Source organism: Nocardiopsis sp. iso_186 (genome assembly GCF_056173365.1).
In genome coordinates, this window is the sequence record NZ_CM149670.1 from 4,294,381 (window position 1) to 4,319,745 (window position 25,365).

Here is a 25,365-nt window from a genome sequence, read left to right on the forward strand (position 1 = left end):
CCCGGACGGTTCTGTCCACGACGCCACCCGCTCTCCATCCCCACCGTCCGGTCCGCTGACGCACCGGTGGGAGCATGGTGCGGTGCCCGGCACCGGCCGGGCGGCAGTCGAGAGGCAAGACCGTGGACGTTCAGGAGTTGGCCGACCGGGTTCGGGCCGCTAGTTACGGGCCGGCCAGCGCGGAGGCGGTGGAGCGACAGCTCACCGCGATCGCGGCCCGGCTCACCGAGTACGCCGAGGACTTCGGGTACTCCCCGGATCTGCTCGGGGAGGAACAGGCCGAGGCCCTGGAGGAGGTCTACCTCTCTGAACGCGACGTCCCCGAAGTGGACGCCGAACTCATCCGGGAGCTCCACGAATCGCACGAGGCGGGCGCGATCCCGCACAACGACGACATGGCGGTCCTGGCCGTCAACCCGGCCTACTGGGACGGTTACGCGGTCTTGAGCGCCGCGGACGCCCAGTACAAGGGGCTCCACGCCGTCTACCAGGCGACCGGACTGGCCGAGCGTCTGGCCGGGGCCGAGCTGACCGAGGAGTTGGCCGAAGAGATCGCCTGGGAGGTCACCAGCGAGGTCTCCCCGCGCTGACGGGCCCGCAGCGATCGGGACGCGGGTGACGGAGCGGCGAAAGTCGTACGGGCTCTTCCCCCTGCACGACAGCGATGGCACCATGAGTTACCAGACGATTCCTTTACGTGCTCGACCGCCATCCTCCCACCCCCGCCTTCCCAGCACCGCGCCGTGGCCAACGCCCGCGCGCCGGCTGCCCCTTTCCTGCTGCTCGGCGGGGCCTTCCCCAAGGAGCTCCCCTTGCCCGCGCGCCCCGCTGCACGCCTCCTCGTCGGCGGCCTGACCGTTGCCGCGCTGCTCGCACCTGGTGCGACCGCTCATGCCGACGGCTCCGCCGACGACGCCGCCTCCGCGACAACGACAGTGGGCCTTCACAACGCCTACGAGAAAGCCAAGTTCGACTACCTCGCCGACGCACTGGACTCCGGCTCGGGACTGGTGGAGATCGACGTATGGACCGATGACCTGATCGGCGCATGGCGGGTCAACCACGACCTGGTGGGCCAACAGAACAATTGTGTCGGCGCCACCGATCCGGCCGGACTCCGCTCGGGGAACGCCAACGGTAATCTGCGGGCCTGCCTGACCGACATGCGCACCTGGCACGAAGCGACCCCCGATCACCAGGCCGTCGTGGTCAAGGTCGAGATGAAGGACGGGTTCTACGGCCGGGGCGGACTGGGTCCCGCCGAATTCGACGACCTGGTGGCCGCGACGCTCGGCGACGCCGTCTATCGACCGGCGGACCTGCTGGGCGACCACCCCGATCTGGATTCCGCGGCCCGATCGGGCGACTGGGACTCCCTGGCCGGCCGGTTCCTGATCGAACTGGTCCCGGGAACCTTCGAGCAGAGAAACCCTTTCGACACCCTGTGGACCGACGAGGAGTACGGGCGGCATCTGCGCGATCTTTCCGAAAACGGCACGCTCGGCTCCGCAACGGCCTTTCCCGCTGTCCTGGGTGCAGCGTCGGGCGACCCGCGCACCCGCTACCCCGAGGACCTCAGGCCGTGGTTCGTGGTCTTCGACGGCAGCGCGACCAGCTATCTGAACGGAATCGACACCGGCTGGTACGTCGAGAACAACTACTTGCTGGTCATGACGGGCGCACACAGTGTGTCACCGGAGATCAGCGCGACCGGTCCGAGCGAGCAGGAGGCAGCGGACCGCGTGGCACTGCTGGCAGCGGCCGGGGCGACCACCGTGACCAGCGACTGGTCCGATCTCCCCACGGTGCTGGGTTCGGTGCTCCCCCGCGGCTAGGACCGCCGGGAGCAGCAGAACTATCCGTAACGCTACCAATTCGTTACCCTCTGTTTCGAGTGAGGCTCTTTCGTCAATCCGACCCCATCGTTTATTACTCAGGAGTTAAGTCTTTTACTTCTCAGCGAAAGGCCGACCGCACATGCGTCTCCCCGCTCGACGCCTGGCGCAGGCCGTGATCAGCATGATCGCGGCCTGTCTGCTGACCCTCGCCGGAATGGGCGTCGCCCACGCCGCGCTCCCCCCGCAGCAACTGCGCGACGTCACCGACCAGTACCTCTTCCAGGCCTCGCTGTCCTCGTTCAGCCAGACCCGGGCGCAGCGGCCCTACGCAGACCAGTTGGACTGGAGTTCCGACGCCTGCTCGTGGTCGCCGGACGCCCCGCTGGGCTACGACTTCACCAGTAGCTGCCACCGCCACGACTTCGGTTACCGCAACTACAAGCTGCAGTCGCGTTTCAGCGAGGCCAACCGCCTGCGCATCGACGACAAGTTCCGCGCGGACCTGTACTCGGTCTGCGGCTCCAACTCCGTGTGCCGGGGTGTGGCCAACATCTACTACCAGGCGGTCCGCCAGTTCGGCGCATCCAGTGCCACCACGGCCGAGGCACTGCAGAAGGCCGAGGTCCAGCACCAGGTGCAGGAGTACGTGGCGCTGCGCACCGCGGAATAGAAGACACCGTTCGGGGGCGGGGCACGGTTTGTGTGCCCCGCCCCCGCTGTCGTTATCTCCGTTGTGCGCGGCGGGGCGAGAGGAAGCGCTCGGTGAAGAACCTGATGTCGGTGTTGATCATGGCCACCTCCAGGTTGATCTCCACCCGGCGGCCGATGAACAGTTTGGCCCCGGGCAGGGGGCCCATCGCATCCAGGCCGAAATCGAACCGGTCGAGAGTGGCCGTCGCGGAGAAGCAGGCAAGTTCGGCATCGCCGAAAGGATAGGGACACTGTCCGAGGAACCTGCCCCGCAGCGGGACCGGGAGAGTGACGTCCCTGACCGTGAGATCGCCGTGAAACGTCCAGAGCCCGTCGTCAACCGTGGGCTCGACCCGGTGACCGTGCCAGCTCAGGACCGGGAAGCGCCCCACGTCCAGGAACTCGGGCGACTTGAGGTGGTCGTCGCGACGGGTGATTCCGGTGTCGATGGCCGTGGCGTCGATGGTGACGCTGGCCGAACTCTCCTCTGGCTTGTCTGCGACCCACACCACGCCCGACAGGTTGTTGAACCGCCCCCGGACCCGGGCGAGGCCCTGCATCCCCGCGGCGAAACCGACGCTGGAGTGCACCGGATCGATGTACCAGGTGTCGGCCTGGGGCACCGACCGTTCGCCGATCGGCTGGAGCAGGTGCAGGCGACCCCCGTCTCTCTCCTCGATGTCCATTTCGCGGCCTTTCCAGGTCGGTTCCGGACGCGTCCGATCAGACACGCGCGACGCAGGAGAACACCGTAACCACCCGGTTACCGACACCGCACCTTGTCTCCCAAACCCGGGCATAAAGTCGCACGCCACTGCCGACTTGGACAGCTAAATTTGATCCGACGAACCGAATCACACGTGGCCGTCTACTGAGACTGACATTGCGGACACCAATAAAGGGTCCGGCCGGCTAGTTCTTCCGCCTTGATCGGCGTACTACAGATCCGGCACGGTTCGCCCGTTCGGTAGCAGACGTAGAAGGCATCGGAGCGGGGTACCGGCCGGGCCGTGGGTTGGGCACGGTGCTCCGGGCGCGTGGTGATGATGCGACCGTCCCGGACGCCGTCCTCCAACAGGGCGGTCAGATCCGCCCACAGCACCTCCCACTCGGTGAGGTCCACGGCGCGTCCGGGACGATGCGGCTCGATTCCGGAGCGAAACAGCGACTCGGCCCGGTAGATGTTGCCGATCCCGGCGATGACGTCCTGACGCATCAGGAGGGCGGCGATCGTGGTCCGCGACTTGGCGACCACCGACCATGCCCGCTCGGGATCGGCGTCGTCGCGCAAGGGATCGGGCCCCAGGCGATCCTGGACGGCCTCCTTGCCCGAAACGTCGATCACTTCACAGGCGGCAGGCCCGCGCAGATCCGCCCATCCGCTGCGTCCGACGAAGCGGACGCGCACCGCCCCGGTCGGCGACGGGGCGACGACGAACCCGTCCGCCCCGCGCTCCAGGCGCTTGGGTTCGCTGTTCCCCTGCCGGGGCGCACCGAGACTGTGCTCGCCCTCGGAGTCACCGAACGTCCAGGCACCGTAGAGGCCCAAATGGACGCGCAGCCACGCCCCGGAGTCGAAACCGAGGAAGAGGTGCTTGCCGTGCGCTTCCGCAACCGCGAGCACCCGGTTGTCGATCAGACGGGCCCCGTCCGCGAACCGTCCTTGCGGGCTGCTCACCCGCAACCGTTGGCCGCCGTAGGTCTTCGCAAAATGGGTCGCCAGCCGATGCAGTGTGTGGCCTTCGGGCACCGCGTTCCTCTCCCCCCGTGCCGCCGGGTGTCGCCGGTGACGTCTGGCACTCTACCGAGGCGTCCGACCAGCGAAGAACACCCCTGAAGCCGACACGAAACCGGCCTTCCGTGACCTCGGGAAGCATAAAAATAGTGAAGTTTTTTCCGCTACGCACGTCTTTTTCCTTGACAAACCCACAGAACCAGACATATTCAAATAGAAACAAACACGAAACGAACCCGAACTCACACGAAGGTGGGTACGCGCCATGCACGCGGCCGAGCGTCACCAGCGAATTCTGACGCGCGCCCGCGAGGAAGGACGGGTCGAGGTCAAAGACCTGGCGTCGCGGCTGTCGGTCACTCCCGAGACCATCCGGCGCGACCTGACCTCCCTTGACCGGCGCGGCCTGCTGCACCGGCTGCACGGCGGCGCAGTACCGACCGGTCAATTACCCGCAAATCCGGGAGTCGGCGGACGCGAGGAGACGCGCTCCGCAGAAAAGGGGCGCATCGCCAGGGCTGCCCTGGCCCAGGTCCCCGACAACGGCACGGTCATCCTCGACTCGGGGACGACCACCGGGCGTATCGCCGACCTGCTCCCCGCCGACCGCGAGTTGACCGTGGTCACCCACTCCGTCCCAATCGCAGCCAAACTGGCCCGCAACCCTGCCATCACACTCCACCTTCTCGGCGGCCGGGTGCACGGGCGCACAATGGCTGCCGTAGGACCGTGGGCCTTCGGTGCGCTCGACGGCCTGTTCGTCAACACGGCGTTCATCGGGGCGGACGCGATCTGTGCAACCCGAGGGCTGAGCACCGCGGAAGCGGACGAGGCCCAGATCAAACGGGCACTGATCACGGCCGCGCGACGCACCGTTCTGCTGGCCGATCGGACCAAGTTCGGTCGGACGGAATCCGCATATTTTTCCCCCATCGAAGACATCGACCTCGTCATCTGCGACTCGGGCCTGGACACCGGGGTGGCGGAGGAGATCGAGGCGGCCGGACCACGAATCGAGTTCGCATGATCTTGACCGTCACCCCCAACCCCAGCGTCAACCGAACCCTGGAGATCTCCGCCCTGGAGCGCGGCGAGGTGCTGCGGGCACGTGTCGCCCGGGCCGACCCGGGCGGGAAAGGGGTCAACGTCTCACGTGCGCTGTGCGGAGCCGGCGTGGAGACCACCGCGATCCTCCCCGTCGGCGGCACCGAGGGAGCCCAGCTCACCGCACTGCTGACCGAACGTCAGGTGCCGGCCGTCGCCGTCCCCATCTCCGGATCGACCCGCAGCAACATCACCGTTACCGAGGCAGACGGCACCACGACGAAGCTCAACGTCACCGGTCCCACGCTCAGCGAGGAAGAGACTGCTGCGCTGCTGGCCGCGGTGGACGCCGAACTCGCCCGCGGCCCGCGCTGGCTGGTGGCCGCAGGCAGTCTTCCCTCCGGTGCGCACTCCGACTTCTACGTGCGTCTGGCCGAACGGGCAGCAGCACACGGTGTGCCCATCGCCCTGGACACCTCCGAGGCCCCGCTGGAAAGCGCTGCCAAGCACGGGACGCTGTCCCTGCTCAAGCCCAACCACGAGGAACTGTCCGACCTCCTCGGCCGCCCCCTGCCCACGCTCGGCGACGTCGTCACCGGCGCACGCGAGGTCCTGAACTGGGGCAACGAAGCAGCACTCGTGACCCTGGGCGGACACGGCGCGCTGCTGGTGCTCAAGGACCAGTGCTGGCTGGCCAAGGGGCCCTCGGTCGTGCCCCGCAGCACCGTGGGCGCGGGCGACTGCTCCCTTGCCGGCTACCTCTCAGCCGTCAACGCAGCCCCTGAGGACCGGCTGCGCAACGCGGTTGCCTGGGGCACGGCAGCGGTTGCCCTGCCCGGTACGACCGTGCCCACCGCATCCGAGGTGGACCCCGGTGCCGTGCAGGTCAGCACCGACCCCGATCCCGATCTGGTGGTGCGGGAACTCTGACCGCACCCGCCCCGACGACCAACGGCCCGGCACCCGCCGATGCCTGATCCCCCCACTCACACCAAGGAGAACAATGCCGCAGCGAACCGCCACGATCGGAGCGTCCGTCGGTCTGCACGCCCGCCCCGCCACCCTCTTCGTGCAGGCGGCCACGGCCACCGGACTGCCCGTCACCATCGCCAAGGAGGGCGGCGACCCTGTTGACGCCCGCAGCCTGCTGTCCGTCATGGCCCTGGGCGTCGGCAGCGGTGCCAAGGTCGTGCTGAGCGCCGAGGGAGACGACGCCGACGCCAAGCTCGACGAGCTCGCCCAGCTCCTGGAGACCGACCTGGACGCGGTCTAACCCCCGGGCCGGTCCCGTTCCTTCAGGAACGGGACCGGCCCGGAGTGCAGTTCTCGGCAAGGACGATCTCCTTCGCCAGGGCTTCGGGCTCGTGCAGGCAGCGCCAGACCGGAGCGCGGCGCACCGGCAGCCCCGAGAGCTCGCGCAACCGCCGCTGACGCTTGGCCAGGCCACGCAGTTCCCGACCGTCCCGGGAGCCGTCCAACAGCACCAGGACGGTGCCGTCGGGAGTGCGCACCCGGAGGTTGACACGATGGCCGTGCACAAAGGACCCGACCACGACCTCGTCCGCCATCCCCTGCAAGATCTGGATCAGGTCGGCGAGTGTTTCCGGGGGACGCTCGTGCTGCACGTCCGCGACGATCCCGGCCAGATCGGCCAGCACTCCGCCCCGCCACAGCCAAGACGCACGGTCGCCCACCACCACGATCCGAGATGCGGCCGTGCCCAGTAACGCAGTCCACTGCTCGACGACGGCCGATGCCGGCGTCAACGGACCGCCGTCGGGACAACTCCCGGACAGGACCGGGGAAACCACCACGGCGTCGTAGACGCGGGAGCCGAAGGCGGATGCGGCCGCGACATGGACCTCGCGGGTGAACCGCGAGCACCCCACCAGTTGGCGCAGCAGGGTGCACTGCGCGCGCGACCCGGCGGCAACCCCCAGGGTCGCGTCCACCGGCAGCAGGGTGTCCAGTTCCTGGAGCACGCCTACCGCCCGACGGGCCTCCTCCCTGTTGACGTAGGACTCGCCGATCGTCCTCTCGCACTCCCCGGGAACATCGCGCCATTCCACCGCTTGCCCTCCGGCTGCGACGAGTGTGCGGGAATCGGTGAGAACCGTGAGCCGTCCGCCATAACAGCCGCGGTCGGCCGCGGCCGCGATCAGCGGATGGGAGCCTTCATGCTCGTCCAACCAGTGCACCCTGCCCCCCGCCCCGGCAGTCGCCCGGGCCAACGCACGGTAGGCGGAGCTTCCCGGCCCGCCGAGAGCGCGTTCGACCAGCCATCGTTCACCGAGCCCGGCGCGCTCGCGCCGGGTACGCTCCTCGTGCTCGGTCAGCGTCGGAAGAGGCGCCGGGCGGGCGGGATCACCGATGACCAGTGCGCGCTTGGCCCGATAGAGCAGCGGCACGACAGCGGCGACATCGGACAGGTCCGCCTCGTCGATGACCACCAGGTCGAACAGTCCCGGCTGCGGTGGCAGGCCGCGGGCCCGGCCGGTCTGCACCGCCCATGCCGGGACCGCGGTGAGCAATCGTTTGAAGCCCGACCAGGCCGTGTTTCCGGACTGCCAGTTCAAGCATTCCAGGCGGTTCAGGACCGCTTGCCGTCCTTGGGTCAGCCGGCGGCCCACCACCGCCGAAAGGTAGTCGGCGCTGGAGAGCCGGTGACACCCCGCGACCGCTTCCAGGTCACTGTAGAGGTCGTCCAACGACGTGGTCCGGTGGTAGCGGTCCAGGGTCGCGCGCCACACCCGCTCGATACGGGCGATCTCACACAGCCGCGCCAGACTGCGGGAGTCGGTGGACACACCGAGCCCGCGCCGGATGACCGAGCGCCGAAGCGGCCTGAGCAGCCCCCAACCCGCGGCACGCTCGCTTCGACGCAGCCAGTCCTGGGGGCGTCCGCCTCGAAACAACGTCTCGGGATCCCAGCCGGCGTCAACGACCCTGCCCCGTGCCGTGGCGAGGAGTGCGAGGTCGCGCTCGATCCTGGCCAGAGCGTCGATGGCGCGCCGGGCGTCACGGATGCCGGTCCAGTCGTCGCGCAGCCCCATCTCCTGCACGGTCGGAACTCCACCGCCGGCGGAACGGGAGAGCAACGTGTTGAGGACGGCGGATTCACGGCTGAGGTGGCCGGGTTCCCCCGTGCGCACCACCAGATGCTCTACTGTCCTTCCCGCTCGCACGACGAAGTCGTCAGCGGCCTGGGCCGTTGGAGCTGCGAAAAGCACGGCCTGTCCGGCTGCCACGGCCGTGTGCACCGCTGCAAGGGCGAGTTGGCCGGCGCCGGTTCCCGGCGGAGCTGCCACGACGGTGAGGCGGCGGTTCATCGCGGAGACCAGTACGCCGGTCTGGGCTTCGCTGAGCCCACCTGCGGCCAGGAGCAGAACCGGGTCGTCGAGCTCGGGGCGCTGCTCCCCGGCGAGGGCGGACAGCGCGGTACCGCGAAGACGTCCTGGGTCAACGCCCTCTCCGCAGGAACCGTCGAGATCGGCCAACAGGCCGGCATCGCCGGTGAGGTGGGAGCCGACCCTGAAGAGGATCGCGAGATTGTGCGCCCCGGAACGCGTGTCGTCAGGAGCCAGGGCGGCGGCGAGCCGCGACGGAAGGATGTCGTCCGCGCGTTCGATGTCCAGGTGGGCGAGCACCCGGCGGGTGGTGGCCGCGAGGTCGGGTACGCCTCTGGCGTCGCGCTGCTCGTGCCACCACTTGCGCAGACCGGTCAACTCGCTCTCGGTGTAGGCGGTGTCGGCCTCCAGCAGTGCCGGGTTGATCTCGGGGGGCGATACCGCGCGCAAGCGTTTGACGCCGTTGTCGTTGACGATCTCGGCGTCCACCACGAACAGGGGCGCGGCGGTGCGGTGGTCCGGATTCTCGGTGCGGACCACGACCAGGGGGTAGCCATAGCGCAGGGTCTCCCTGTTGACACCAGCAGTATGCGCGACCAGGAGCTCTTCGGGGGTTGCTTCGGGAGCCGAACCCGTACCGCTGATGAGCGTCTCGCGACCTGCCGGGCGAAACGCGTGTCCGTCCGGGACGGCGAGATCCACCAGGTGTTTCAGCACGGCGGTCCGGTCGAGCCCGTCCCGCAGATAGGTGAGGAGGGAGAGCCAGCGGGCGTTGGTGAAGGGGGCGTTGGGGTCCTCCCGGTCACCGCGCCTCGAGGTGGAACGCCCCCATCCCGAGGCCGGAGCGGCGTCCAGTTCGTGGTCGCGGCGCAATCGAAGCGCCCGCGCAGCCAACTCCGCACCGAAAGCGGTCACCTCGGTCTGGGGGTCGGGCCCGTGTCCGGGGAACACGCGGGGTCCGGCTGGATCGGTGCACCCGCCGTCGTCGAGTAGGTGGTCGGCGACTGAGACGGTCTCCTCGGCCAGCACGGTGCCGCAGCCCACGGAACGCAGCTCAACCCGAAGGCGCTCGCGCAGTTCGCCACGGTCGCGGCACTCACCGAGCAGCCCTGCCGTGACCACCGCGACCTCTGCGAGGAAGTCGGCCTCCGGGCCGCGGGCAGCGCTCAGGGGAGCCGCGGGCCGTTGTTGGACGGGAAGAGAACCGGGAACAGACCGGATGAGTCCGACCGGGGGGACCTCGGTGATGAATACCGGGCTCCGCCCGCCCGCGGCATGTTCGGCTAACAATCGCTCCTTGAGATCGTCACTGTCGATCCAGCCGTCCCCGTCGCGGTCACGGGCGGTTCCGCCCAGGGCTGCGGCGACGACCTGGGCGAAAGAGGCATCGGTTTCTCCTGCCGATGATCCGTTTCCGGCACTGCCGGCGAACACCACGCACGAGGCGATCGGGAGACATCTGCGCAGGTCGAGTTCGGGAACGGTCTCGGCACGCCCATCGGGGCCGTCGTCGAACCATCCGCTGTACTGGCAGTCCAGGAGCAGCAGGACGGAACGCGCGGATCCGCGCTCGATCGCCTCGGCCAGGACGTCGAGGGCGACTCCCGCTGTCTCCGGCCGGCGACCGCTGCCAGCGGCGAAGAAGTGCAGTGAGCCCTCGCCGTTCTTGACGATGCGCCCGCTCAACGCCAGAAGAAGCGTGTCGTCGGGACCCGCTGTGGCGAAGAAGATGCGCAACTCGTTCACGAGTCTGGACCGCGAGGGGTCCAGGAGGGTGCGAACGTCGCCGAAGTCCGCACCGACCAAGGCGGACCGCAGCGTCCGGCTGCGCGACCGTGCGTGGTCGGGGCCGCCGGTGGCCTGATTAGTGCCCTCAACGGCGACCAATAGCGCCCGGCGCTCCCCGGATCTCATGGGCGGGCCTCCCCGCCGTGGTCCGGGATGGACGTTCTGTCCGCCGCTACCATGTCGCACCTCTCACTCAACCGAAACCGATCGCAAAATTCAGTGATCGATTGATCACGGAAAGCAACCAATTTCATTGTCGCGATCCGGGATACGGCAGGTGAGAGGTATGGAGAAGACGGCAAGGATCCGACCGGGATCGGCCACTACCTGCGAGAGCGGCATAAACCTGCTAGGCACTCACCTCCGAGATGTCTCTCATGCAATTGCACGGGCGATTGGCACGCAACGGCGCCAACCGCCCCACGACGGAGGAGGCATGATCAGACCTCCAGGGTCTCCTCGATACCGCGCAGCCGGTGGCGAGCCATCGCAAGGTTCGACCGACCACGGTCCAACACCATGTAGATGAAGAGCCCCTGCCCCTTACGACTCGCCAGTGGCCGGATGATGTGGTACTGGGAACCCAGCGTGATCAGGATGTCCTCGATCGAATCATTCAGCCCGAGTTGGTCGATGGTGCGCATCTTGGCCCGGACCACCTCGGTGTTTCCGGCCGCGGCCAGTGTGAGGTCCAGCGCCTTACTGGTGGTCAGCGACCCCAGCGACATACCGCTTCCGTAGTTGACGATCGAGGCACCCACCGCCCCGTCGATGGCCATCATTTCCTTGAGTCCGCTGTCCAGGTTCGCCATGTCGAGTCCTTCGAAAATTGAGGTCGATTCAGCAGGTTCCGGGGAGTCACCGTGAGGCTCCGGCCGCTTGGTCAGCAGCTTCTCGATACGGCGGAGAAGCCGCATATTCAGGTCGCCTCGGCTCTCACGCCGAGACGGGTACCGCGCTGGGACACCGGCGGCGCGTAGAGCGACCGCTTCAATGCCCCCAGCACGCGGTGCAGGGTGTGCGCGTCAGGTCGGGTCCGGTCACGAACCGGACTGTGCGCCAATCGTTGGACATCGTTGCAGCGCCGCGGAAGTACCGGCGCGGCTTCCGCCTCGGCGACGGCGGTGACCCCGCGCACCAGCCGCCCCAGCGCACGCTGGGCAAGGGCGAGGTTGCCGGTGTCGCGCTCAAGTCGCAGCAACAGAAAACCGCGGTCACCCCCGGGGACTCGGGTGATCGCTGCGATCAGGTATCCCTGACGGGCAGTGAGCACCACGTCCTCCAACTGCGTGGCGAAATCACCCGAGGCAGTTTCTGGGTTCTCGACGATGGCGCGCACGAGACCCTCGATTTCCCCGGCACCCCACCGCGAAACCTCGGATTCGTGGCCGAATTCGGCCACGACGCGACCAGTCGCACATTCCACTAGAGACACACTGCGCGCACCGGGTATGTCCAGTATTCCCTTCATGTCGTCGTTGATCGCGAGCACCGTGTTCCTTCGCTGTTTCCGAACGACGGCTCGCTCCAAAATGCCGGAGAGCCGTTGCAAACGTCATCACTTCGGGACAGCAGCGAGAGTATTCCGATTCCGGGAATCGCGCAGGGGTTCGACCAAAAAAGCAATTCAACGCCGCAGCGTAACCATCAGATCACGCAATGGAGTAAATCCGGCTCACGATACAGAAATGACGGCCTCCGCCACCGCCGGCACCATCCGACATATCAGACCATGATCACCAAACGAGACGTATATCTCCCCGGAGGCCGGCCTCGAACACCCATCCACGGCACCCGAAAAACCATCAAAAGAGACGCTTTGAGCTGTGGATACTCAAAAACACCGAGCATCCCCCTCCGGAACCGGCCATCCAACTCGACTCCACTCGCTCCGCTCGCCCCAAAGTAGGGCACTTGCTTACAGAAAACCTGATCCTTCCACTATCCGGAAGACATTAAATCGAGTAATCAGCAGACCGTAACCTATAATTCACGTCCGCCGAAGAGAGGGCGAGCACTCGTATCGAATGCACCGGAGAGCATCAGACTGACGAAAAAGTTTCAAATGAATACCGTCAGGGATACTGGTAACCACAGCAATTACGAACCTCACTGCGAACATCCCCTGAACCTGACCGGCAATTGCCCCACAGGACACATGGAGCACCTGGCCAGAGCATCGAAAAGCGTCTCACTCGTTATCGAGGCCGGATTTTTTCGAGAGAGCCGTGGCACCCGGTGGTTTTTTCAGGACCAGCGGAATCTCTCTTTCCAGCATGCGCAAAGCCAACCAGAGCTCGGCCCGGTAATCGGGGTCGTTGAGGTCCCCGGGAAGAAGTTCGCGGATTCGCGTGAGCCGGTAGCGCAAGGTGTGCCGGTGGACTCCCAGCGCCTCGGCCGCGGCGTCCCATCTTCCCGACGCAGCCAAATAGGCACGCAAAGAGGCCAGGAGGTCGATGGCTGAGCGGTGCACGAGCAACGGACGGAGCAGACCGTGCGCCAACCGGCTTCCCGACGGGGTGTCGAGCAGGCCGAGGAAACCGCCTGGCAGGTCCCCGTGGCGCACGAGTGCGCGCTCCTCGCTGCGCGCGAGGTCGAAGGCGCGTGCGGCCTGGGCCCTCGCGGCCGGAAGCTCGTCGAGGCCCGCGGGTTCGCCCGCTCCGACCGGCCCCCCCGTGAGCTCGGCCAGTACCCCCGCGGGGTCGGCCCCGGCTCCGCCGACGACCACGAAACACTCGTTGACCACACCGGTCAGACAGTCGTGGAAACGAGGGTCTCCGGACAACGGGGCAGCACTTCTATCGGTCAGCGCAACCGTCACAGGCTCTCGCGGGAGGGCCGAACGCAGTCCAGCAGTCCCTGGATCGTTTATCGCCACAGCTCCGTTGAGCAACGCCTCCAGGACGCCCTGGTGCATCTCCAACGCGCCGGGCAGACTGCGCTCCAGTTCCAGGGAAAGCAGGGAGATGGCCCCGTTGACGAGCATGCGCTCCTCGGCCCCCAGGGCTCGGGGCCCGCCCACGGCGATGAAGCCGTGAATACGTCCCGCCACTCCCAACGGCTGTATCGAGACGGTTTGGCCGTCCTGGGACAATGAAGCGCTGGCGGGCTGGCGGGCAGCACCGAGCCTGCGCACTTCCGCGGTCAACCCCGCCCAGCGCGAAACCGCGTCGGGCGGCCTGGCGTGTCGGGGAGCTCCGTCCGGAGCCAGCAACAGCACCCAGCCGTCCAGCTCCGCACCCAGCCGGTCCACCACGGCCTCGGCTCCGCGCAAGGCCGCCTGGGTGAGCTGACGCTGTGCATCGAACGCTCTGCTCAATCCCTCGTACTCGTCTTTGGCCAAAAGCCGGGAAACCTCCTTCCCCACAGCGATGAAGGGGGTCTCCCGTGGAACAGCGATCAGCGGCAGTCCGAGGCGAGCCGCCGCGTTGACCAGCGCTTCCGGCACCTCCTCGTGGGCCACGCCGCAGCCGAAGCCCAGTCCGGCCACCCCGCGGTCGAGGAGACGGCGCACGTAGTCGTGGGCGGTGTCGTCTTCCTGCGGCCAACGCACCCCGGTCGTGAGAACGAGTTCGCCGCCCTCCAGATAGGGGGTGGGATCGGTGAGCTCGCTGACCGCCACCCAGCGCACGGTGTTGTCGAGATGGCCGTCCCCGCTGAGCAGCCGAAGGCGCAGACGTGGGGTCCGCAGGATCGCACCCAGGGTGGGCGGCACAGTGGGCTCCTCGTGTCAGGCGGGCGGGGCAATCAATCTGCCAAAACGGCTAACAACTCCACGAAATCCTATCCATCCCGGCAATAAGCCAGACCTGTCCCACACCGTAGTGTCAGGGCTGATCAGCACGGTCGTAGCGCATGCGCCGGGCCCGGTTCACGAGGGAGGAACACAGCATCATGGCCACCAGCAACGCGGGGCTTCCGCAAAAACGCCGGATCGTCACCGAGATCCCCGGCCCGAAGTCGAAGGCGCTTCAGGAGCGTCGCAGCAGAGCTGTCGCCAAGGGTGTGGGAAGTGTCCTGCCGGTCTACGTGGAGCGGGCCGACCGCGGCATCGTCCAGGACATCGATGGCAACGCGTTCATCGACTTCGGCTCGGGCATCGCGGTGACGAACGTGGGCAATGCCAACCCCGAAGTGGTGGCGCGAGCAAGCGAGCAACTCGCCAGGTTCACGCACACCTGTTTCATGGTCAATCCCTATGAGGGCTACGTGGAGGTCTGCGAGGCCCTCAACCGGATCAGTCCGGGCACCCACGAGAAGCGCTCGATCCTGCTGAACTCCGGCGCCGAGGCGGTGGAGAACGCGGTCAAGATCGCGCGCAACGCCACCGGACGCCAGGCGGTCGTGGTGTTCGACCACGCCTACCACGGACGAACCAACCTGACGATGGCACTGACCGCGAAGAACATGCCGTACAAGCAGGGCTTCGGTCCGTTCGCGGGCGAGGTCTACCGGATGCCGATGGCCTACCCGTTCCGCTGGCCGACCGGGCCCGAGAATTGCGGCCCAGAGGCCGCGGCGCAGGCCATCGACCAGATCACCAAGCAGATCGGCGCGGAGAACGTGGCCGCTGTGCTCATCGAACCGATCCAGGGCGAGGGCGGTTTCATCGAGCCGGGGGCGGGATTCCTGCCCGCGATCGTCGAGTTCTGTCGGGCCAATGGGATCGTGTTCGTCGCCGACGAGGTACAGACCGGGTTCGCGCGTACCGGTGACCTCTTCGCGTGCGAGCACGAGGACGTCGTCCCCGACCTGATCTGCACGGCGAAGGGCATCGCCGGTGGTCTTCCCCTGGCTGCGGTGACCGGACGCTCCGAGCTGATGGACGCCGTGCACGGAGGCGGCTTGGGCGGTACCTACGGCGGAAACCCTGCGGCATGTGCGGCCGCACTCGCCTCCCTGGAGACGATCGAGAACGACAGGCTCACCGAGCGGGCCCGCGCCATCGGCGCGACCATGCTGTCGCGTCTGCGTGCACTGGCCGAACGCCATGATGTGATCGGCGACGTGCGCGGACGCGGTGCGATGATCGCGATCGAGCTGGTGGCGGGCAACGGTGACCGGACACCCAACCCGACCGTACTGGCCGAGGTCCTGAAGCACTGCCACGCAAACGGCCTCATCCTGCTCAGCGCCGGCACCTACGGCAACGTGCTGCGGATGCTGCCGCCCCTGGTGATCAGCGACGAACTGCTGGACGAAGGTCTTTCGGTCATCGAGGATGCCTTCGCGCGACTGTAACGCGCCGACTGCCATGCGGGGTGCGGGGAAAGGGACCGGGATCGGTCCCTGCGGGGTGGGGCGCCGGAAGGGGGCGCCCCACCCCGTCACGCGTTCCGGGGCAACCCTGGTGGATGAGGCTTCGCGGTCTGCCTTGCGAGCTCGTGAACGGCGAACGGTGGGACCTCGGGCCTTGGGTGGTTGATCATTGTCGGGTGGTGGGGAATGGATCTCGTGCGGTGGTCATCGGCAACCGCCGGAGTTCGCGTCAGCTGCGGCCAGGTGGCGCATGGCCCTGAGCCCTTTCCGGCCCACGCTGTCGCGTGGTGAGGGGCGAGGACGGCCTTCACCAGCTCGGTGACGGGGTCGGAAAGGGCTCGGTGTGCGTTGGGCTTCACGGGCGTTCTCGGGAGAGCCCGCGGTCGCTGTTCGGACCGACACCATGAGCGGTACGGGCGGACATGCCCCGAGGCGCTTGTCCTTGGTCCAGCCCGTCGGCGTTCAGCGGGAGCGGCTGCGCCGAACGATCCGCCCCGCGCTCATACGAGATGCTCTACCGGGGGCGGCCTTCGACATCGGGCTGTCCACCGGTCACCGAAGCCGACTCTGTCTGCCGCGTGTCCGATGACCATCGAGTTCGCCGGTCTACCGCCCCATCGCCGCCCCTCTGGGTCCCACGTCCGCACGCCGTCCGTCGGCAGCAGGAAGCGGTGCTGGTGGCCAGCTCATGACCTGGCGCGTGGTACCACCGAGCAGCGCGGTTTTGTCCGATTTGGACAGCTCGGGCTGGTCGAGCAGGTAGTGCAGGCCTTGGGCGTAGGAGTGATAACCCGGATACATCGGTACGGGGTCGAAGCCGTGCAACCGTCCGAGAACCCGGTGCTGGTCGGTCGCCCACATGCATCGGTCGGCACCGAACGCGCCGAGAACCCGCAGCAGGTGAGGCCAGATGTCGGGGTACGGGTACGCCTTGGTGGACAGTGTCGGTGCGCCGGAGAGTTTGACGAAGACGTTCGGTAGTTCTGCGAGGGCCAGCAAGTGGCCGAGGTCGCGCCACGGAGGGTCGTCGGCCGGGATCAGTGGCGGCTGGTTCAGCCCCATGTGGTCGATTATCAAAGGGAGTTCGGGATGCGAGCGTGCCACTGTCGCGATGTCGGGGAGTACGCCTGACGCCAGGAGACAGACCGGCATCCGGTGCTGTTCAGCGGCGATCAGTAGTTGCTCGTAGGCCCCGGCCCGCAGGCGTTCGACGGCATCAGGGGGAAAGGCGAGGTTGACCCGAAGCCCCAGGACGCCTGGTTCCTTGCCTGCACGGGCCACCTGATCGGCGATGTCGGGTGAGGTCTCGTCGAGGGTCAGTACGGTGGCGAGGCGCCCGGGGTGCCGGGCGACGGCGGCCTCACACCACTCTGCGGGGGCGATTTCCGGATGGCTGACGAGAATGGCCGCGTTGACGCCTGCTGCGTCCATCTGCGCGAGAACGATCTCAGTCAGCAGGGAGGGGTAGGACTCCTCTCCGTGTGTCCAATCCGACCAGGGATGTGGCAGATGCAGTTGTGCGTCGATGATGTCCATGCAAGACCTGTTCCTGTGGTGTCGATCAAGGGGAGAGGTGTTCAGGCCGCGATTCCGCTGCCTCCGCCGACGACGATGTTCTGGCCGGTTACGTAGCCGGAGGAGCCGGAGGCGAGGAATGCCACGACTTCGGCGATCTCGCGAGCCGACCCCATACGCCCGAAGGGGATCCGCGCGGCCATGGCTTCGGTCGCCTCGGCGAGCGCTTCGGGGGGCAGGCCCGACTTCGACCAGATCGGAGTTTCGACGGCCCCCGGGCTCACCGCGTTGACGCGTATGCGCCTGGGCGCCAGTTCGATTGCCAGTGAAGGGACCATCGCGAGCAGGGCCCCTCTGCTCGCGGCGGTGATGCTGCCGCCCGCGATGCCGCGAATCGCGCCGATACCCACGGTGAAGACGACCGAGGAGCCGTCTCGGAGCAACGGCAGTGTCTTCTGGAGTGTGAAGAACTGTCCCCTCGCGTTGGTCGCGAACACGTCATCGTAGGTAGCCTCATCGACCGCCTCCAGCGGCGCGGCGCGGCTGATGCCGGCGTTCAGGAAAAGGACGTCGAGTTGGCCGAAGCGAGTGCGGACCTCGGAGGCGAGGTGGTCGGTGTCAGAGGTGGAGCGCGAGTCTGCCCGGAGGATGATGACGCCTGCGGGCAGCTCCTTCCTGGCGGCCGCAAGGGTGTCCGGGTTCTGTCCGGTGACCATCACCCGGTACCCCTGCTGGTGCAGCAGCTCCGCCGACGCCTTACCGATTCCGCTGGTGCCTCCGGTGATCAGAGCGGTGGGCAAGGGCATGGGGATACTCCGATCGGACGGTGAACCAGAATGTGGAGGAACGCGGCCCCGGGGATCGCCGGGCTGCCGAATCCCATCCTGCGTCCACCGTCTGTCCCCTGGCCAATGAATGTTCCGCGCTAAGCGATACTCAAGGCGCATCACCTCACGTCAAGTGCATGATCCGCGCACTTCTCCCCTTTCTCGGGGGTTAGGCTCAGATATGCCTGACGTGCCACCGACACCCCCCGACCTGGATCTGAAGTTGGTCCGCTGTTTCACCGTTGTCGTCGAGCACCGCCACTTCGGTCGCGCCGCAGATGTCCTGCACACCACTCAGCCGTCGCTGAGCCGCCAGATCCTGCGTCTCGAGCGGCAGATGGGGACGCGTCTGCTCGACCGCTCCCCACGAGGCACAGAGCTGACCGAGGCCGGTGAGGCATTCCTCCCGCTCGCTCTGATGCTGCTGGCCTCCGCCACCCGGGCTGTGACACACGCCCGGGGCGCGGCCAGGCCCAGGCGCTTCACCGTCGGCTACACCACCAACCTCATCGTCACCCCGGCCGTCATCGAACTGCGCCGCCGCACCCCCTCCGTGGAAGTACGCGCCGCGCACCTGCCGTGGAACCAACCGCGTGAGGCACTGCTCGACAACCGGGTGGACGTGGTTGTGGCCCGGCTGCCGCTGCGCGCCGAGGGCCTGACCGTGACCGTCCTGAGCGAGGAGGACCGGGCCATCGTGGTCCCCCTCGGCCATCGCCTGGCCGGCCGGAGTTTTGTGACTCTCGACGACATAGCCGACGAACCCATCCCTCGGACGCCCGACCCGGGCTGGAATGCCTTCTGGCGCATCGACCCCCGGCCCGACGGACGCCCCGCACCCGACGGACCGCTCATCGACGACGTCGAGGACAAGATCGAACACGTCGCCGCCGGACAGGCTGTCGCGATCGTCCCCGTCGGCGAATACCTCAGCCGCCTGCGTCCCGGACTCACCACCGTGCCACTGAAGGGAATCGCGCCCAGTCAGGTGGTTCTGGCTACTCGCGCAGACAACCGCGACCGGTTGGTGGCGGCGTTCCGGGAACTTGCCGAGCGGCACCTCGCCCGGTCACCCCGAGGCTCCGAATGGGCACCGACACTCAGCCAGTAGACATCTCGGCCCACTCAATGCGCTTCCTGAAGCTGAAGCAGATCTCACGATGGGGTAGCCCTCGGTCGGAGCCACTTCGGAATCGGACTCCTCGCCCCCGGGGGGACCGAAACGGTCGAGGCATCCGACGCCCGGCGCTGTCCGTGCCCGTCGTCGTGGCCGACACCCTCACGCCTTTTCCGGGCACCGCCGGAGTCAACCCCGGGACCACGCCTCGGTGTGCGCGAACCTGGCCCGTTCCCTGCCCAGCAGTGCGTCGGAACCCGTGGGGACGGCTACTGGCCCGGCCGAGGCCCTCCTCACCCTTCGCTCACCTGTCCTTCTGCTTTGGCGAGGGCAGGGCAAAGACGGCTTTCTGCTGTGGGACACCGGTTGCCGAAGCCGCACCGCCGTGGGATTCGGCTAGCCGACGGACTGCGGCCGGCCCAAAGCCGGTGCCGCCCGTCGAAGGTCGCGGACGTAATGCATCAGCCCGCGCCACATGCTGGAGGCCATCGGTGACGTGCCGGAGCAGCACGGCTTCTTTTCGGCAGGGCCACGGTGAACGCCTCGTCGAAGGTGGTCGGGCCGTCCTGGGCGCCCTCGGGCAAGATGCGGATGGCGCTGATCGGGGTGCGGAGTTCCTGCGCGATGCCGTTAGGGACAGCAATGCCATTGCCATCGAGCTAAATATCCGACATGTCGCCCAGTTTACGAAGTCAATAGTTGATTTTTCACTTTCTCGCTACTTAGAGTTATTGACGCTAAGCTGCGAGTGACAAAAATTGACTTCAGCTATTCCGGAAGCGCTTCGCATCTGCTTCAATAAAGAGCCGATAACTATTGGCCCGCCAGACTGTCCTAAACCACGGGGGGAGCAGGGACGTTGAGCGGTCTGAGCATTATGTGCGATCGCAGCACACCTGACGCCGGAACCGGCGACGACAACTACATCTTCGATCCAGGGTCACTGACAACCGCGCAGATCATGGGGGATGCCTGCGCGATCTGCTACGTGAAATGGCCACGTCCGCGCGATCCGGTGGGCGCACTTCCCGACGGCACCGAGGTCTACGGGTGCGCGGAATGTGCGCACTACATGACCGGGCACGACGCGGCCATGTTCGATCACGCCTTCGCTGCGCACTGAGGGTCGCCGTCCGATTGCCCCGAGCAACCGGACGGTTCGGTGCCATGCGCGTCAGGCGTTACAACCGAGAGGGGTGCTCCGGGTCCAGGGGGAGTGAGGACCCGGAGCACCCCTTATAGACGCGCCCGCTTCCAGGGGGGAGGAGGGGAAATGAGCGCGCCGCCCCGTTCGTGATCCCGTGCGGGTCACGGGTGCCGGTCGCGGCGGCCGCCACAAGCCGGTCAACCGAGCACTACGATACTCCGTGTAGTAACGAGAGAACCGTAAGTAGGCCAACTCCGCGCTAATTCGTGCGGTGCGGCCCTTCCACGCCGGATTCAGCTACTGGTGGGGAAGCCCAGGTTCACTCCGCGATGGCTCGGGTCCACCCAGCGTGCCGTTACCGCCTTGGTCCGGGTATAGAAGTGCACGCCCTCCACTCCGTGGGCGTGACTGTCGCCGAACAGCGACTTCTTCCATCCACCGAACGAGTAGTAGGCCATGGGCACCGGGATCGGGACGTTGATGCCGACCATGCCCACCTCGACCTCGTTCTGGAAACGGCGGGCCGCTCCGCCGTCGTTGGTGAAGATCGCCGTCCCGTTTCCGTAAGGGCTGTCGTTGACGAGCCGGATGGCCTCTGCGTAGGAGCCCACCCGCAGCAATGACAGCACCGGACCGAAGATCTCGTCGGTGTAGCAACTCATCTTCGGTGTGACGTGGTCCAGCAGTGAAGGCCCCAACCAGAAACCGGCCGCCTCTTTGCCCAGGAAGGGGTGCGTCCGCCCGTCGATGGCAAGGGTGGCCCCCTGCCGCACACCCGTCTCCAGATAGGAGGCGACCCGGTCCCGATGCGCGGCGGTGATCAAAGGGCCCATGTCACTGCGCTCGTCGTCCCCCGGCCCGACTCTCAGCCGCGCCACCCTCTCCTGGATGCGCTCCAGCAGGTCGTCCGCAATGCCCCCGACAGCGACGATCGCCGAAATCGCCATGCACCGCTCCCCCGCCGAACCGAAGCCCGCCGAGACGGCGGCGTCGGCGGCCAGGTCGAGGTCGGCGTCGGGGAGAACCACCATGTGGTTCTTCGCACCGCCCAGTGCCTGGACCCGCTTTCCGGTAGCGGCCGCGGTGCTGTAGACGTATTGCGCGATCGGGGTGGAGCCCACGAAACTGACCGCTTTGACATCGTCGTGGGCCAGCAACCCGTCCACCGCTTCCTTGTCACCGTGCACGACGTTGAACACCCCGTCGGGCAGGCCTGCCTCCGCCCACAACTCGGCGATGCGCACAGCGGCGGAGGGGTCTTTCTCGCTGGGTTTGAGGACGAAGGTGTTGCCACAGGCGATGGCGACGGGAAACATCCACATCGGGACCATGACGGGGAAATTGAAGGGCGAGATCGCGGCCACCACCCCGAGCGGCTGCAGGATGGAGTAGGCGTCCACCCTGCTGGAGACGTTCTCCGAGTACCCTCCCTTGAGCAAGTGGGGAATGCCGCAGGCGAACTCCACCACTTCCAGGCCCCGGGCAACCTCACCGGCCGCGTCGGAGACGACCTTGCCGTGCTCGTCGCTGATAAGGCGGGCGAGTTCGTCGCCGGCGGCGTGCAGCAGTTCACGGAACCGGAACAGTACGGCGGCGCGCTTGGCCAGAGAGGTGTCGCGCCAAGCGGGGAAGGCCGCGCGAGCAGCGGCGACAGCCGCCTCCACCTCGACGGGACCGGCAAGATCGACGGTGCCGCTGACTCTTCCGGTGGCGGGATTGTAGATGTCCCCTCGACGCCGGGGCTCGCCGGTCCAGGGCTTGTTGTCGATCCAGTGGGTCACATGCTTGGTACTCAACAGGGTTGGTCCTTACTGCTTGCTGGGGGTGCGGTCCCGGCGGCCCTGCGGGCAGACCGATCGGAGCGGTCGGCACAGGGGCGGACCGCCATACGGGCAGCCGGGGTCAGCCGGCCGCGGAGTCAACGCCGGTGATCGCCTCGACCAGGATGGCCGCGCCTTCGGCTGCCTCCTCGGCGCTGAGAGTGAGCGGAGGTGCCATACGCAGTGTGTGGCCGTGCAGCCCCCCCTTGCCCACGAGCAGCCCGAGCCGACGGGTGCGCTCCAAAACAGCGGCGGCCAGCGTCGGGCTGGGCGCACCGCTGCCCGGATCCACCATGTCCACGGCGAACATCAGGCCACGACCGCGCACCGCGCCTACCGAGGACAGTTCGGCGAGCGGAGCGAGGCGTTCGAGGACGAGTGCGCCCTGACGCGCGGCGTTGGCCTGGAGGTCGTGGTCCAGGAGATAGTCCAAAGTGGCGTTGGCCGCAGCGGTGGAGACGGGGTTGCCCCCGAAGGTGGCCACGCCGTTGGCGGTGAGGCCGTCCATCAGGTCCCCGCGGGCCACCACTCCGCCAATGGCGAAACCGTTGCCCAGGCCCTTGGCGAAGGTCATCGCATCCGGCGCGACCCCGTGGTTCTCGATTCCCCAGAAGTTTGACCCGGTGCGCCCCCACCCGGTCTGCACCTCATCGGCGACGAAGAGGATTCCGTGCTCGTCCAAGACCTCTTTGTAGGCGGCCAGCAGACCGTCGGGAGCAGTGGCGAAGCCGCCGACTCCCTGGACCGGCTCGGCGATCAGACAGGCGACATCCGGTGCGGTGGCAGTGGCCAGCACGTCTCGGAGGTCGGCGACGCACGCCTCCACGTACGCGGCGTCGGAGAGGGCGGCGAAAGCCGGGCGGTCCCGATCCGTGCCGTGCAGATAGTGAACGTTGAGAGGGGACAGCGAGGAGTTCTTCCAGCCGCGGTTCCCGGTCACGGCGATCGTGCCGTAGGAGCGGCCGTGGTAGCTGTTGCGCATCGCAAGGACCTGGTCGGTGCCCCGTGCACAGGTAGCCAGTAGCAGCGCGGTCTCGTTGGCCTCGGTACCGGAATTGGTGAAGAAGACCTTGGCATCGGGGATCGCGGAGAGCCGGGCGATCTTCTCCGCCAGCTCCACCTGGCCACGCAGGAGGTACAGGGTGGAGGTGTGCACGACACCTCGGGCGAGCTGTGCCTCCACCGCCTCCCGAACCTCTGCGACGTCGTAGCCGAGTGTGTTGGTGACGATCCCGGCGAAGAAGTCGAGGTAGGTTTTGCCCTCGGCGTTGACGACCCGGTTTCCCTTGCCGCTGACGATCTCGATGGGCGTTTCGTAGTAGAGGGACAACCACGAGGGCATGACTGCGCGGTGCCGCGCGAGCAGATCCGACATGGTCCTAAGTCTCATCCCTGAGTCTTCTCCTGACCAGCGCCAGGCTGTTGACATCGCGGCAGCGGAATTTACATCATGTAAATACTGGGGATCATGCTGTAAGCCACAAGGCTGGTCGCGCCCGCTTGCAATAGCCCCGAGCTGGTGTGATGAGCTTTGTACACTCGGCCCGTGCTTCCTACACTCGCCGACGTCCTGGACCTGCCAGCCCTGCAACGTGCCCGGCCGAAGGTCGTGGTGGGCATCGATCTCCTCGACGTGGCCGTGCGCTGGGTACACATCGCCGAGGTCACCGATCTCGCCCACCTTCTTCGCGGTGGCGAGCTCGTCCTGACCACGGGCATCGCGATGCCCGACGACGACCAGGCACTGCGCCGCTACGTCACCGACCTGGCGTCCGTCGGCGTGAGCGGCATCGCCGTGGAACTCGGCCGCAAGTACCACACGCGTCTCCCCGACGCCCTGCTGGACGCGGCACGGGAGGTCGGCATGCCGGTCATCTCGCTGGACCGGGAGGCCCGGTTCGTGGAGATCACCGAGGCGGTGCACAGCCGGGTGGTCAGCGAACAGTTGGAAGAGCTGCGCGAATCGGAGCGGCTGCACGAGGTGTTCACCGAGTTGTCGGTTGAAGGGGCCCGGCCCGACCAGGTACTGCGTGAAGCAGCCCAGTTGTCGGGCTGCCCGGTGGTACTGGAGAACCTGACCCACCAGATGCTGGGCTGCGACCTCAACGGCGAGGATCCCGGAATCCTGCTCACCGCTTGGGAGAACCGGTCCCGGGCGGTACGCACCAGCACGCGCACCGTGCACGACCCGGCGACCGGCTGGTTGGTCACCACAGTGGGCGCGCGGGGGCAGGACTGGGGACGGCTCATCCTGATCTGCGGCGCCTCCCCCACCCGACGCCAGACGGTCCTGGTGGAACGGGCCGCGACCACACTGGCCCTGGGCCGGCTGCTGGAGCGGCACCAGGAGAGCCTGGAACGCCAGACGCACCGTACGATCATCGCCGGAATCGTGGACCGTGCCTATTCAGATCCGGAAGAAGCCCTGGTCAGAGCGCGAGCTGTCGGAGTCCCCCTGAACGGGCGCAATCTGGTCGGGCTGGTCCTTCGACTGCGCGAAGCCGGAACGGGGTTGGCCACCCAGGCCAGACTCGCCGACACGGCTGAGGCCGCCGCCCGCGCCTGCCGGGATCTGCGCCTGCCCGCGCTGGTGGGTTCGCTGGACGACGTCCGGGTCGGCATCTTGTTGGAGGTCCCCCCGAAGGAGGGGTTGGACGAATGCCTGGACCGGCTCGCCGCCCTCCTGCGGGAGCGTGTCGGGGCCGGCTCGGTGATCGCGGTGGGTTCACGCACGGAGAACATCCGGCAGGTCCGACGGTCGTTCCTGGAAGCCCGGCAGGTCGGTGACGTCGCACTGCGCCAGACCGACGATCGGCTCTACTACCGGCTTCCCGACCTGCACGTCCGGGGGCTGCTGCACCTGTTCCGCGACGACGAGCGCCTTCAGGTGTACGTGGAGCGCGAACTGGGACCACTCCTTGCCTACGACGCACGGCACGATGTGGATCTCACCGAGATGCTGCGGCACTACCTGGAGTCGGGACGCAACAAGGCACTGGCCTCCTCGCGGGCACACCTGTCCCGGCCCGCGTTCTACGAGCGGCTGCGGCGGATCTCGCACGTGTTGGACGTCAACCTGGAGTCGGTGGAGGCGTGCCTGTCGCTGCACGTGGCGCTTCTCGCCCTGGACTCCATCCGGGATCGATTGCCCGGATGAAGGCCACTCAGGCTACGGTTACTCAAGGCTGGAGTAGTTTTGAATTCGTTGTCGAAGATGCATCAGACAACCAATTCATGA

20 protein-coding genes are annotated in these 25,365 nt (G+C 67.2%); 10 read left to right on the forward strand and 10 right to left on the reverse strand.

From position 1 onward, the window contains the following. Window positions 1-122 precede the first annotated feature (122 nt). From AC0VYP_RS18865 to AC0VYP_RS18875, 3 genes are all read left to right on the forward strand, one after another. Window positions 123-590, forward strand: coding sequence for a hypothetical protein (locus tag AC0VYP_RS18865; RefSeq protein WP_475471023.1), 468 nt, complete (start codon window positions 123-125; stop codon window positions 588-590). 153 nt (window positions 591-743) lie between these two features. Further along, complete coding sequence (locus AC0VYP_RS18870; RefSeq protein ID WP_285757400.1) at window positions 744-1,835, forward strand: PI-PLC domain-containing protein; 1,092 nt, start codon at window positions 744-746, stop codon at window positions 1,833-1,835. Between the two features lie 142 nt (window positions 1,836-1,977). Next, window positions 1,978-2,508 carry a phospholipase gene (locus AC0VYP_RS18875; RefSeq protein ID WP_285757401.1) on the forward strand — a complete coding sequence of 177 codons (531 nt, stop codon included), beginning with the start codon at window positions 1,978-1,980 and terminating at the stop codon, window positions 2,506-2,508. 52 nt (window positions 2,509-2,560) lie between these two features. Here the strand turns inward: AC0VYP_RS18875 and AC0VYP_RS18880 are convergent, their stop codons facing one another. Together AC0VYP_RS18880 and AC0VYP_RS18885 are read right to left on the reverse strand one after the other, a co-directional pair. Further along, window positions 2,561-3,214, reverse strand: a complete 654-nt coding sequence (locus AC0VYP_RS18880; protein ID WP_475471025.1) for a YceI family protein — start codon at window positions 3,212-3,214, stop codon at window positions 2,561-2,563. A 182-nt stretch (window positions 3,215-3,396) separates the two neighbouring features. Continuing rightward, a complete protein-coding gene (locus AC0VYP_RS18885; RefSeq protein WP_285757403.1) occupies window positions 3,397-4,278 on the reverse strand; it encodes an Fpg/Nei family DNA glycosylase in 882 nt (293 codons plus the stop codon). A 250-nt stretch (window positions 4,279-4,528) separates the two neighbouring features. Here AC0VYP_RS18885 and AC0VYP_RS18890 point away from each other — a divergent pair, with 250 nt between their 5' ends. The 3 genes from AC0VYP_RS18890 to AC0VYP_RS18900 all read left to right on the forward strand — a co-directional run bounded on the left by AC0VYP_RS18890 (window position 4,529) and on the right by AC0VYP_RS18900 (window position 6,580). Continuing rightward, window positions 4,529-5,290, forward strand: a complete 762-nt coding sequence (locus AC0VYP_RS18890; protein WP_475471026.1) for a DeoR/GlpR family DNA-binding transcription regulator — start codon at window positions 4,529-4,531, stop codon at window positions 5,288-5,290. Further along, the gene (pfkB, locus tag AC0VYP_RS18895) at window positions 5,287-6,237 is read left to right on the forward strand and encodes a 1-phosphofructokinase (protein WP_475471028.1); all 951 of its coding nucleotides are present in this window, start codon (window positions 5,287-5,289) and stop codon (window positions 6,235-6,237) included. The genes AC0VYP_RS18890 and pfkB overlap by 4 nt, the downstream gene beginning before the upstream one ends. A 73-nt stretch (window positions 6,238-6,310) precedes the next feature. Continuing rightward, a complete protein-coding gene (locus AC0VYP_RS18900; RefSeq protein ID WP_285757406.1) occupies window positions 6,311-6,580 on the forward strand; it encodes an HPr family phosphocarrier protein in 270 nt (89 codons plus the stop codon). Window positions 6,581-6,602: 22 nt separating this feature from the next. Here AC0VYP_RS18900 and AC0VYP_RS18905 read toward each other — a convergent pair whose 3' ends face one another. The 4 genes from AC0VYP_RS18905 to AC0VYP_RS18920 form a co-directional block, all read right to left on the reverse strand. After that, window positions 6,603-10,568, reverse strand: coding sequence for a hypothetical protein (locus AC0VYP_RS18905; protein ID WP_475471029.1), 3,966 nt, complete (start codon window positions 10,566-10,568; stop codon window positions 6,603-6,605). A 314-nt stretch (window positions 10,569-10,882) separates the two neighbouring features. After that, a complete protein-coding gene (locus tag AC0VYP_RS18910) occupies window positions 10,883-11,254 on the reverse strand; it encodes a hypothetical protein (protein ID WP_475471031.1) in 372 nt (123 codons plus the stop codon). Window positions 11,255-11,361: 107 nt separating this feature from the next. After that, on the reverse strand, window positions 11,362-11,781 hold the full coding sequence (locus tag AC0VYP_RS18915; protein WP_285757409.1) for a hypothetical protein: 420 nt from the start codon (window positions 11,779-11,781) through the stop codon (window positions 11,362-11,364). Between the two features lie 852 nt (window positions 11,782-12,633). After that, window positions 12,634-14,157 carry a PucR family transcriptional regulator ligand-binding domain-containing protein gene (locus tag AC0VYP_RS18920; RefSeq protein ID WP_475471033.1) on the reverse strand — a complete coding sequence of 508 codons (1,524 nt, stop codon included), beginning with the start codon at window positions 14,155-14,157 and terminating at the stop codon, window positions 12,634-12,636. A gap of 179 nt (window positions 14,158-14,336) precedes the next feature. On the opposite strand from AC0VYP_RS18920, the gene gabT reads away from it, so the two are divergent. After that, on the forward strand, window positions 14,337-15,683 hold the full coding sequence (gene gabT, locus AC0VYP_RS18925) for a 4-aminobutyrate--2-oxoglutarate transaminase (protein ID WP_285757410.1): 1,347 nt from the start codon (window positions 14,337-14,339) through the stop codon (window positions 15,681-15,683). A gap of 624 nt (window positions 15,684-16,307) precedes the next feature. Here gabT and AC0VYP_RS18930 read toward each other — a convergent pair. Continuing rightward, window positions 16,308-17,237, reverse strand: a complete 930-nt coding sequence (locus tag AC0VYP_RS18930) for an amidohydrolase family protein (protein WP_475471034.1) — start codon at window positions 17,235-17,237, stop codon at window positions 16,308-16,310. 41 nt (window positions 17,238-17,278) lie between these two features. Beyond that, window positions 17,279-18,022 carry an SDR family oxidoreductase gene (locus AC0VYP_RS18935; protein WP_285757412.1) on the reverse strand — a complete coding sequence of 248 codons (744 nt, stop codon included), beginning with the start codon at window positions 18,020-18,022 and terminating at the stop codon, window positions 17,279-17,281. Between the two features lie 202 nt (window positions 18,023-18,224). Here AC0VYP_RS18935 and AC0VYP_RS18940 point away from each other — a divergent pair, with 202 nt between their 5' ends. Then, window positions 18,225-19,154 carry a LysR family transcriptional regulator gene (locus tag AC0VYP_RS18940; protein ID WP_475471036.1) on the forward strand — a complete coding sequence of 310 codons (930 nt, stop codon included), beginning with the start codon at window positions 18,225-18,227 and terminating at the stop codon, window positions 19,152-19,154. 883 nt (window positions 19,155-20,037) lie between these two features. Next, on the forward strand, window positions 20,038-20,283 hold the full coding sequence (locus tag AC0VYP_RS18945) for a hypothetical protein (protein WP_285757414.1): 246 nt from the start codon (window positions 20,038-20,040) through the stop codon (window positions 20,281-20,283). Between the two features lie 317 nt (window positions 20,284-20,600). Here AC0VYP_RS18945 and AC0VYP_RS18950 read toward each other — a convergent pair whose 3' ends face one another. Both AC0VYP_RS18950 and AC0VYP_RS18955 read right to left on the reverse strand, forming a co-directional pair. Further along, the gene (locus AC0VYP_RS18950) at window positions 20,601-22,103 is read right to left on the reverse strand and encodes a CoA-acylating methylmalonate-semialdehyde dehydrogenase (protein ID WP_285757415.1); all 1,503 of its coding nucleotides are present in this window, start codon (window positions 22,101-22,103) and stop codon (window positions 20,601-20,603) included. Between the two features lie 106 nt (window positions 22,104-22,209). After that, window positions 22,210-23,502 carry an aspartate aminotransferase family protein gene (locus AC0VYP_RS18955; protein WP_475474291.1) on the reverse strand — a complete coding sequence of 431 codons (1,293 nt, stop codon included), beginning with the start codon at window positions 23,500-23,502 and terminating at the stop codon, window positions 22,210-22,212. Between the two features lie 171 nt (window positions 23,503-23,673). Here AC0VYP_RS18955 and AC0VYP_RS18960 point away from each other — a divergent pair, with 171 nt between their 5' ends. Next, window positions 23,674-25,284 carry a PucR family transcriptional regulator gene (locus AC0VYP_RS18960; protein WP_475471038.1) on the forward strand — a complete coding sequence of 537 codons (1,611 nt, stop codon included), beginning with the start codon at window positions 23,674-23,676 and terminating at the stop codon, window positions 25,282-25,284. Window positions 25,285-25,365: the final 81 nt, after the last annotated feature.

What these genes read in the sequence shown, in the direction of transcription:
- AC0VYP_RS18910 (WP_475471031.1), bottom strand. Translation starts at nt 11,254, where the DNA reads ATGGCGAACCTGGACAGCGGACTCAAGGAAATGATGGCCATCGACGGG.
- AC0VYP_RS18930 (WP_475471034.1), bottom strand. Translation starts at nt 17,237, where the DNA reads ATGGACATCATCGACGCACAACTGCATCTGCCACATCCCTGGTCGGAT.
- AC0VYP_RS18900 (WP_285757406.1), top strand. Translation starts at nt 6,311, where the DNA reads ATGCCGCAGCGAACCGCCACGATCGGAGCGTCCGTCGGTCTGCACGCC.
- AC0VYP_RS18890 (WP_475471026.1), top strand. Translation starts at nt 4,529, where the DNA reads ATGCACGCGGCCGAGCGTCACCAGCGAATTCTGACGCGCGCCCGCGAG.
- AC0VYP_RS18875 (WP_285757401.1), top strand. Translation starts at nt 1,978, where the DNA reads ATGCGTCTCCCCGCTCGACGCCTGGCGCAGGCCGTGATCAGCATGATC.
- AC0VYP_RS18945 (WP_285757414.1), top strand. Translation starts at nt 20,038, where the DNA reads ATGTGCGATCGCAGCACACCTGACGCCGGAACCGGCGACGACAACTAC.
- pfkB (WP_475471028.1), top strand. Translation starts at nt 5,287, where the DNA reads ATGATCTTGACCGTCACCCCCAACCCCAGCGTCAACCGAACCCTGGAG.
- AC0VYP_RS18880 (WP_475471025.1), bottom strand. Translation starts at nt 3,214, where the DNA reads ATGGACATCGAGGAGAGAGACGGGGGTCGCCTGCACCTGCTCCAGCCG.
- AC0VYP_RS18955 (WP_475474291.1), bottom strand. Translation starts at nt 23,502, where the DNA reads ATGTCGGATCTGCTCGCGCGGCACCGCGCAGTCATGCCCTCGTGGTTG.
- AC0VYP_RS18905 (WP_475471029.1), bottom strand. Translation starts at nt 10,568, where the DNA reads ATGAGATCCGGGGAGCGCCGGGCGCTATTGGTCGCCGTTGAGGGCACT.
- AC0VYP_RS18935 (WP_285757412.1), bottom strand. Translation starts at nt 18,022, where the DNA reads ATGCCCTTGCCCACCGCTCTGATCACCGGAGGCACCAGCGGAATCGGT.
- gabT (WP_285757410.1), top strand. Translation starts at nt 14,337, where the DNA reads ATGGCCACCAGCAACGCGGGGCTTCCGCAAAAACGCCGGATCGTCACC.
- AC0VYP_RS18940 (WP_475471036.1), top strand. Translation starts at nt 18,225, where the DNA reads ATGCCTGACGTGCCACCGACACCCCCCGACCTGGATCTGAAGTTGGTC.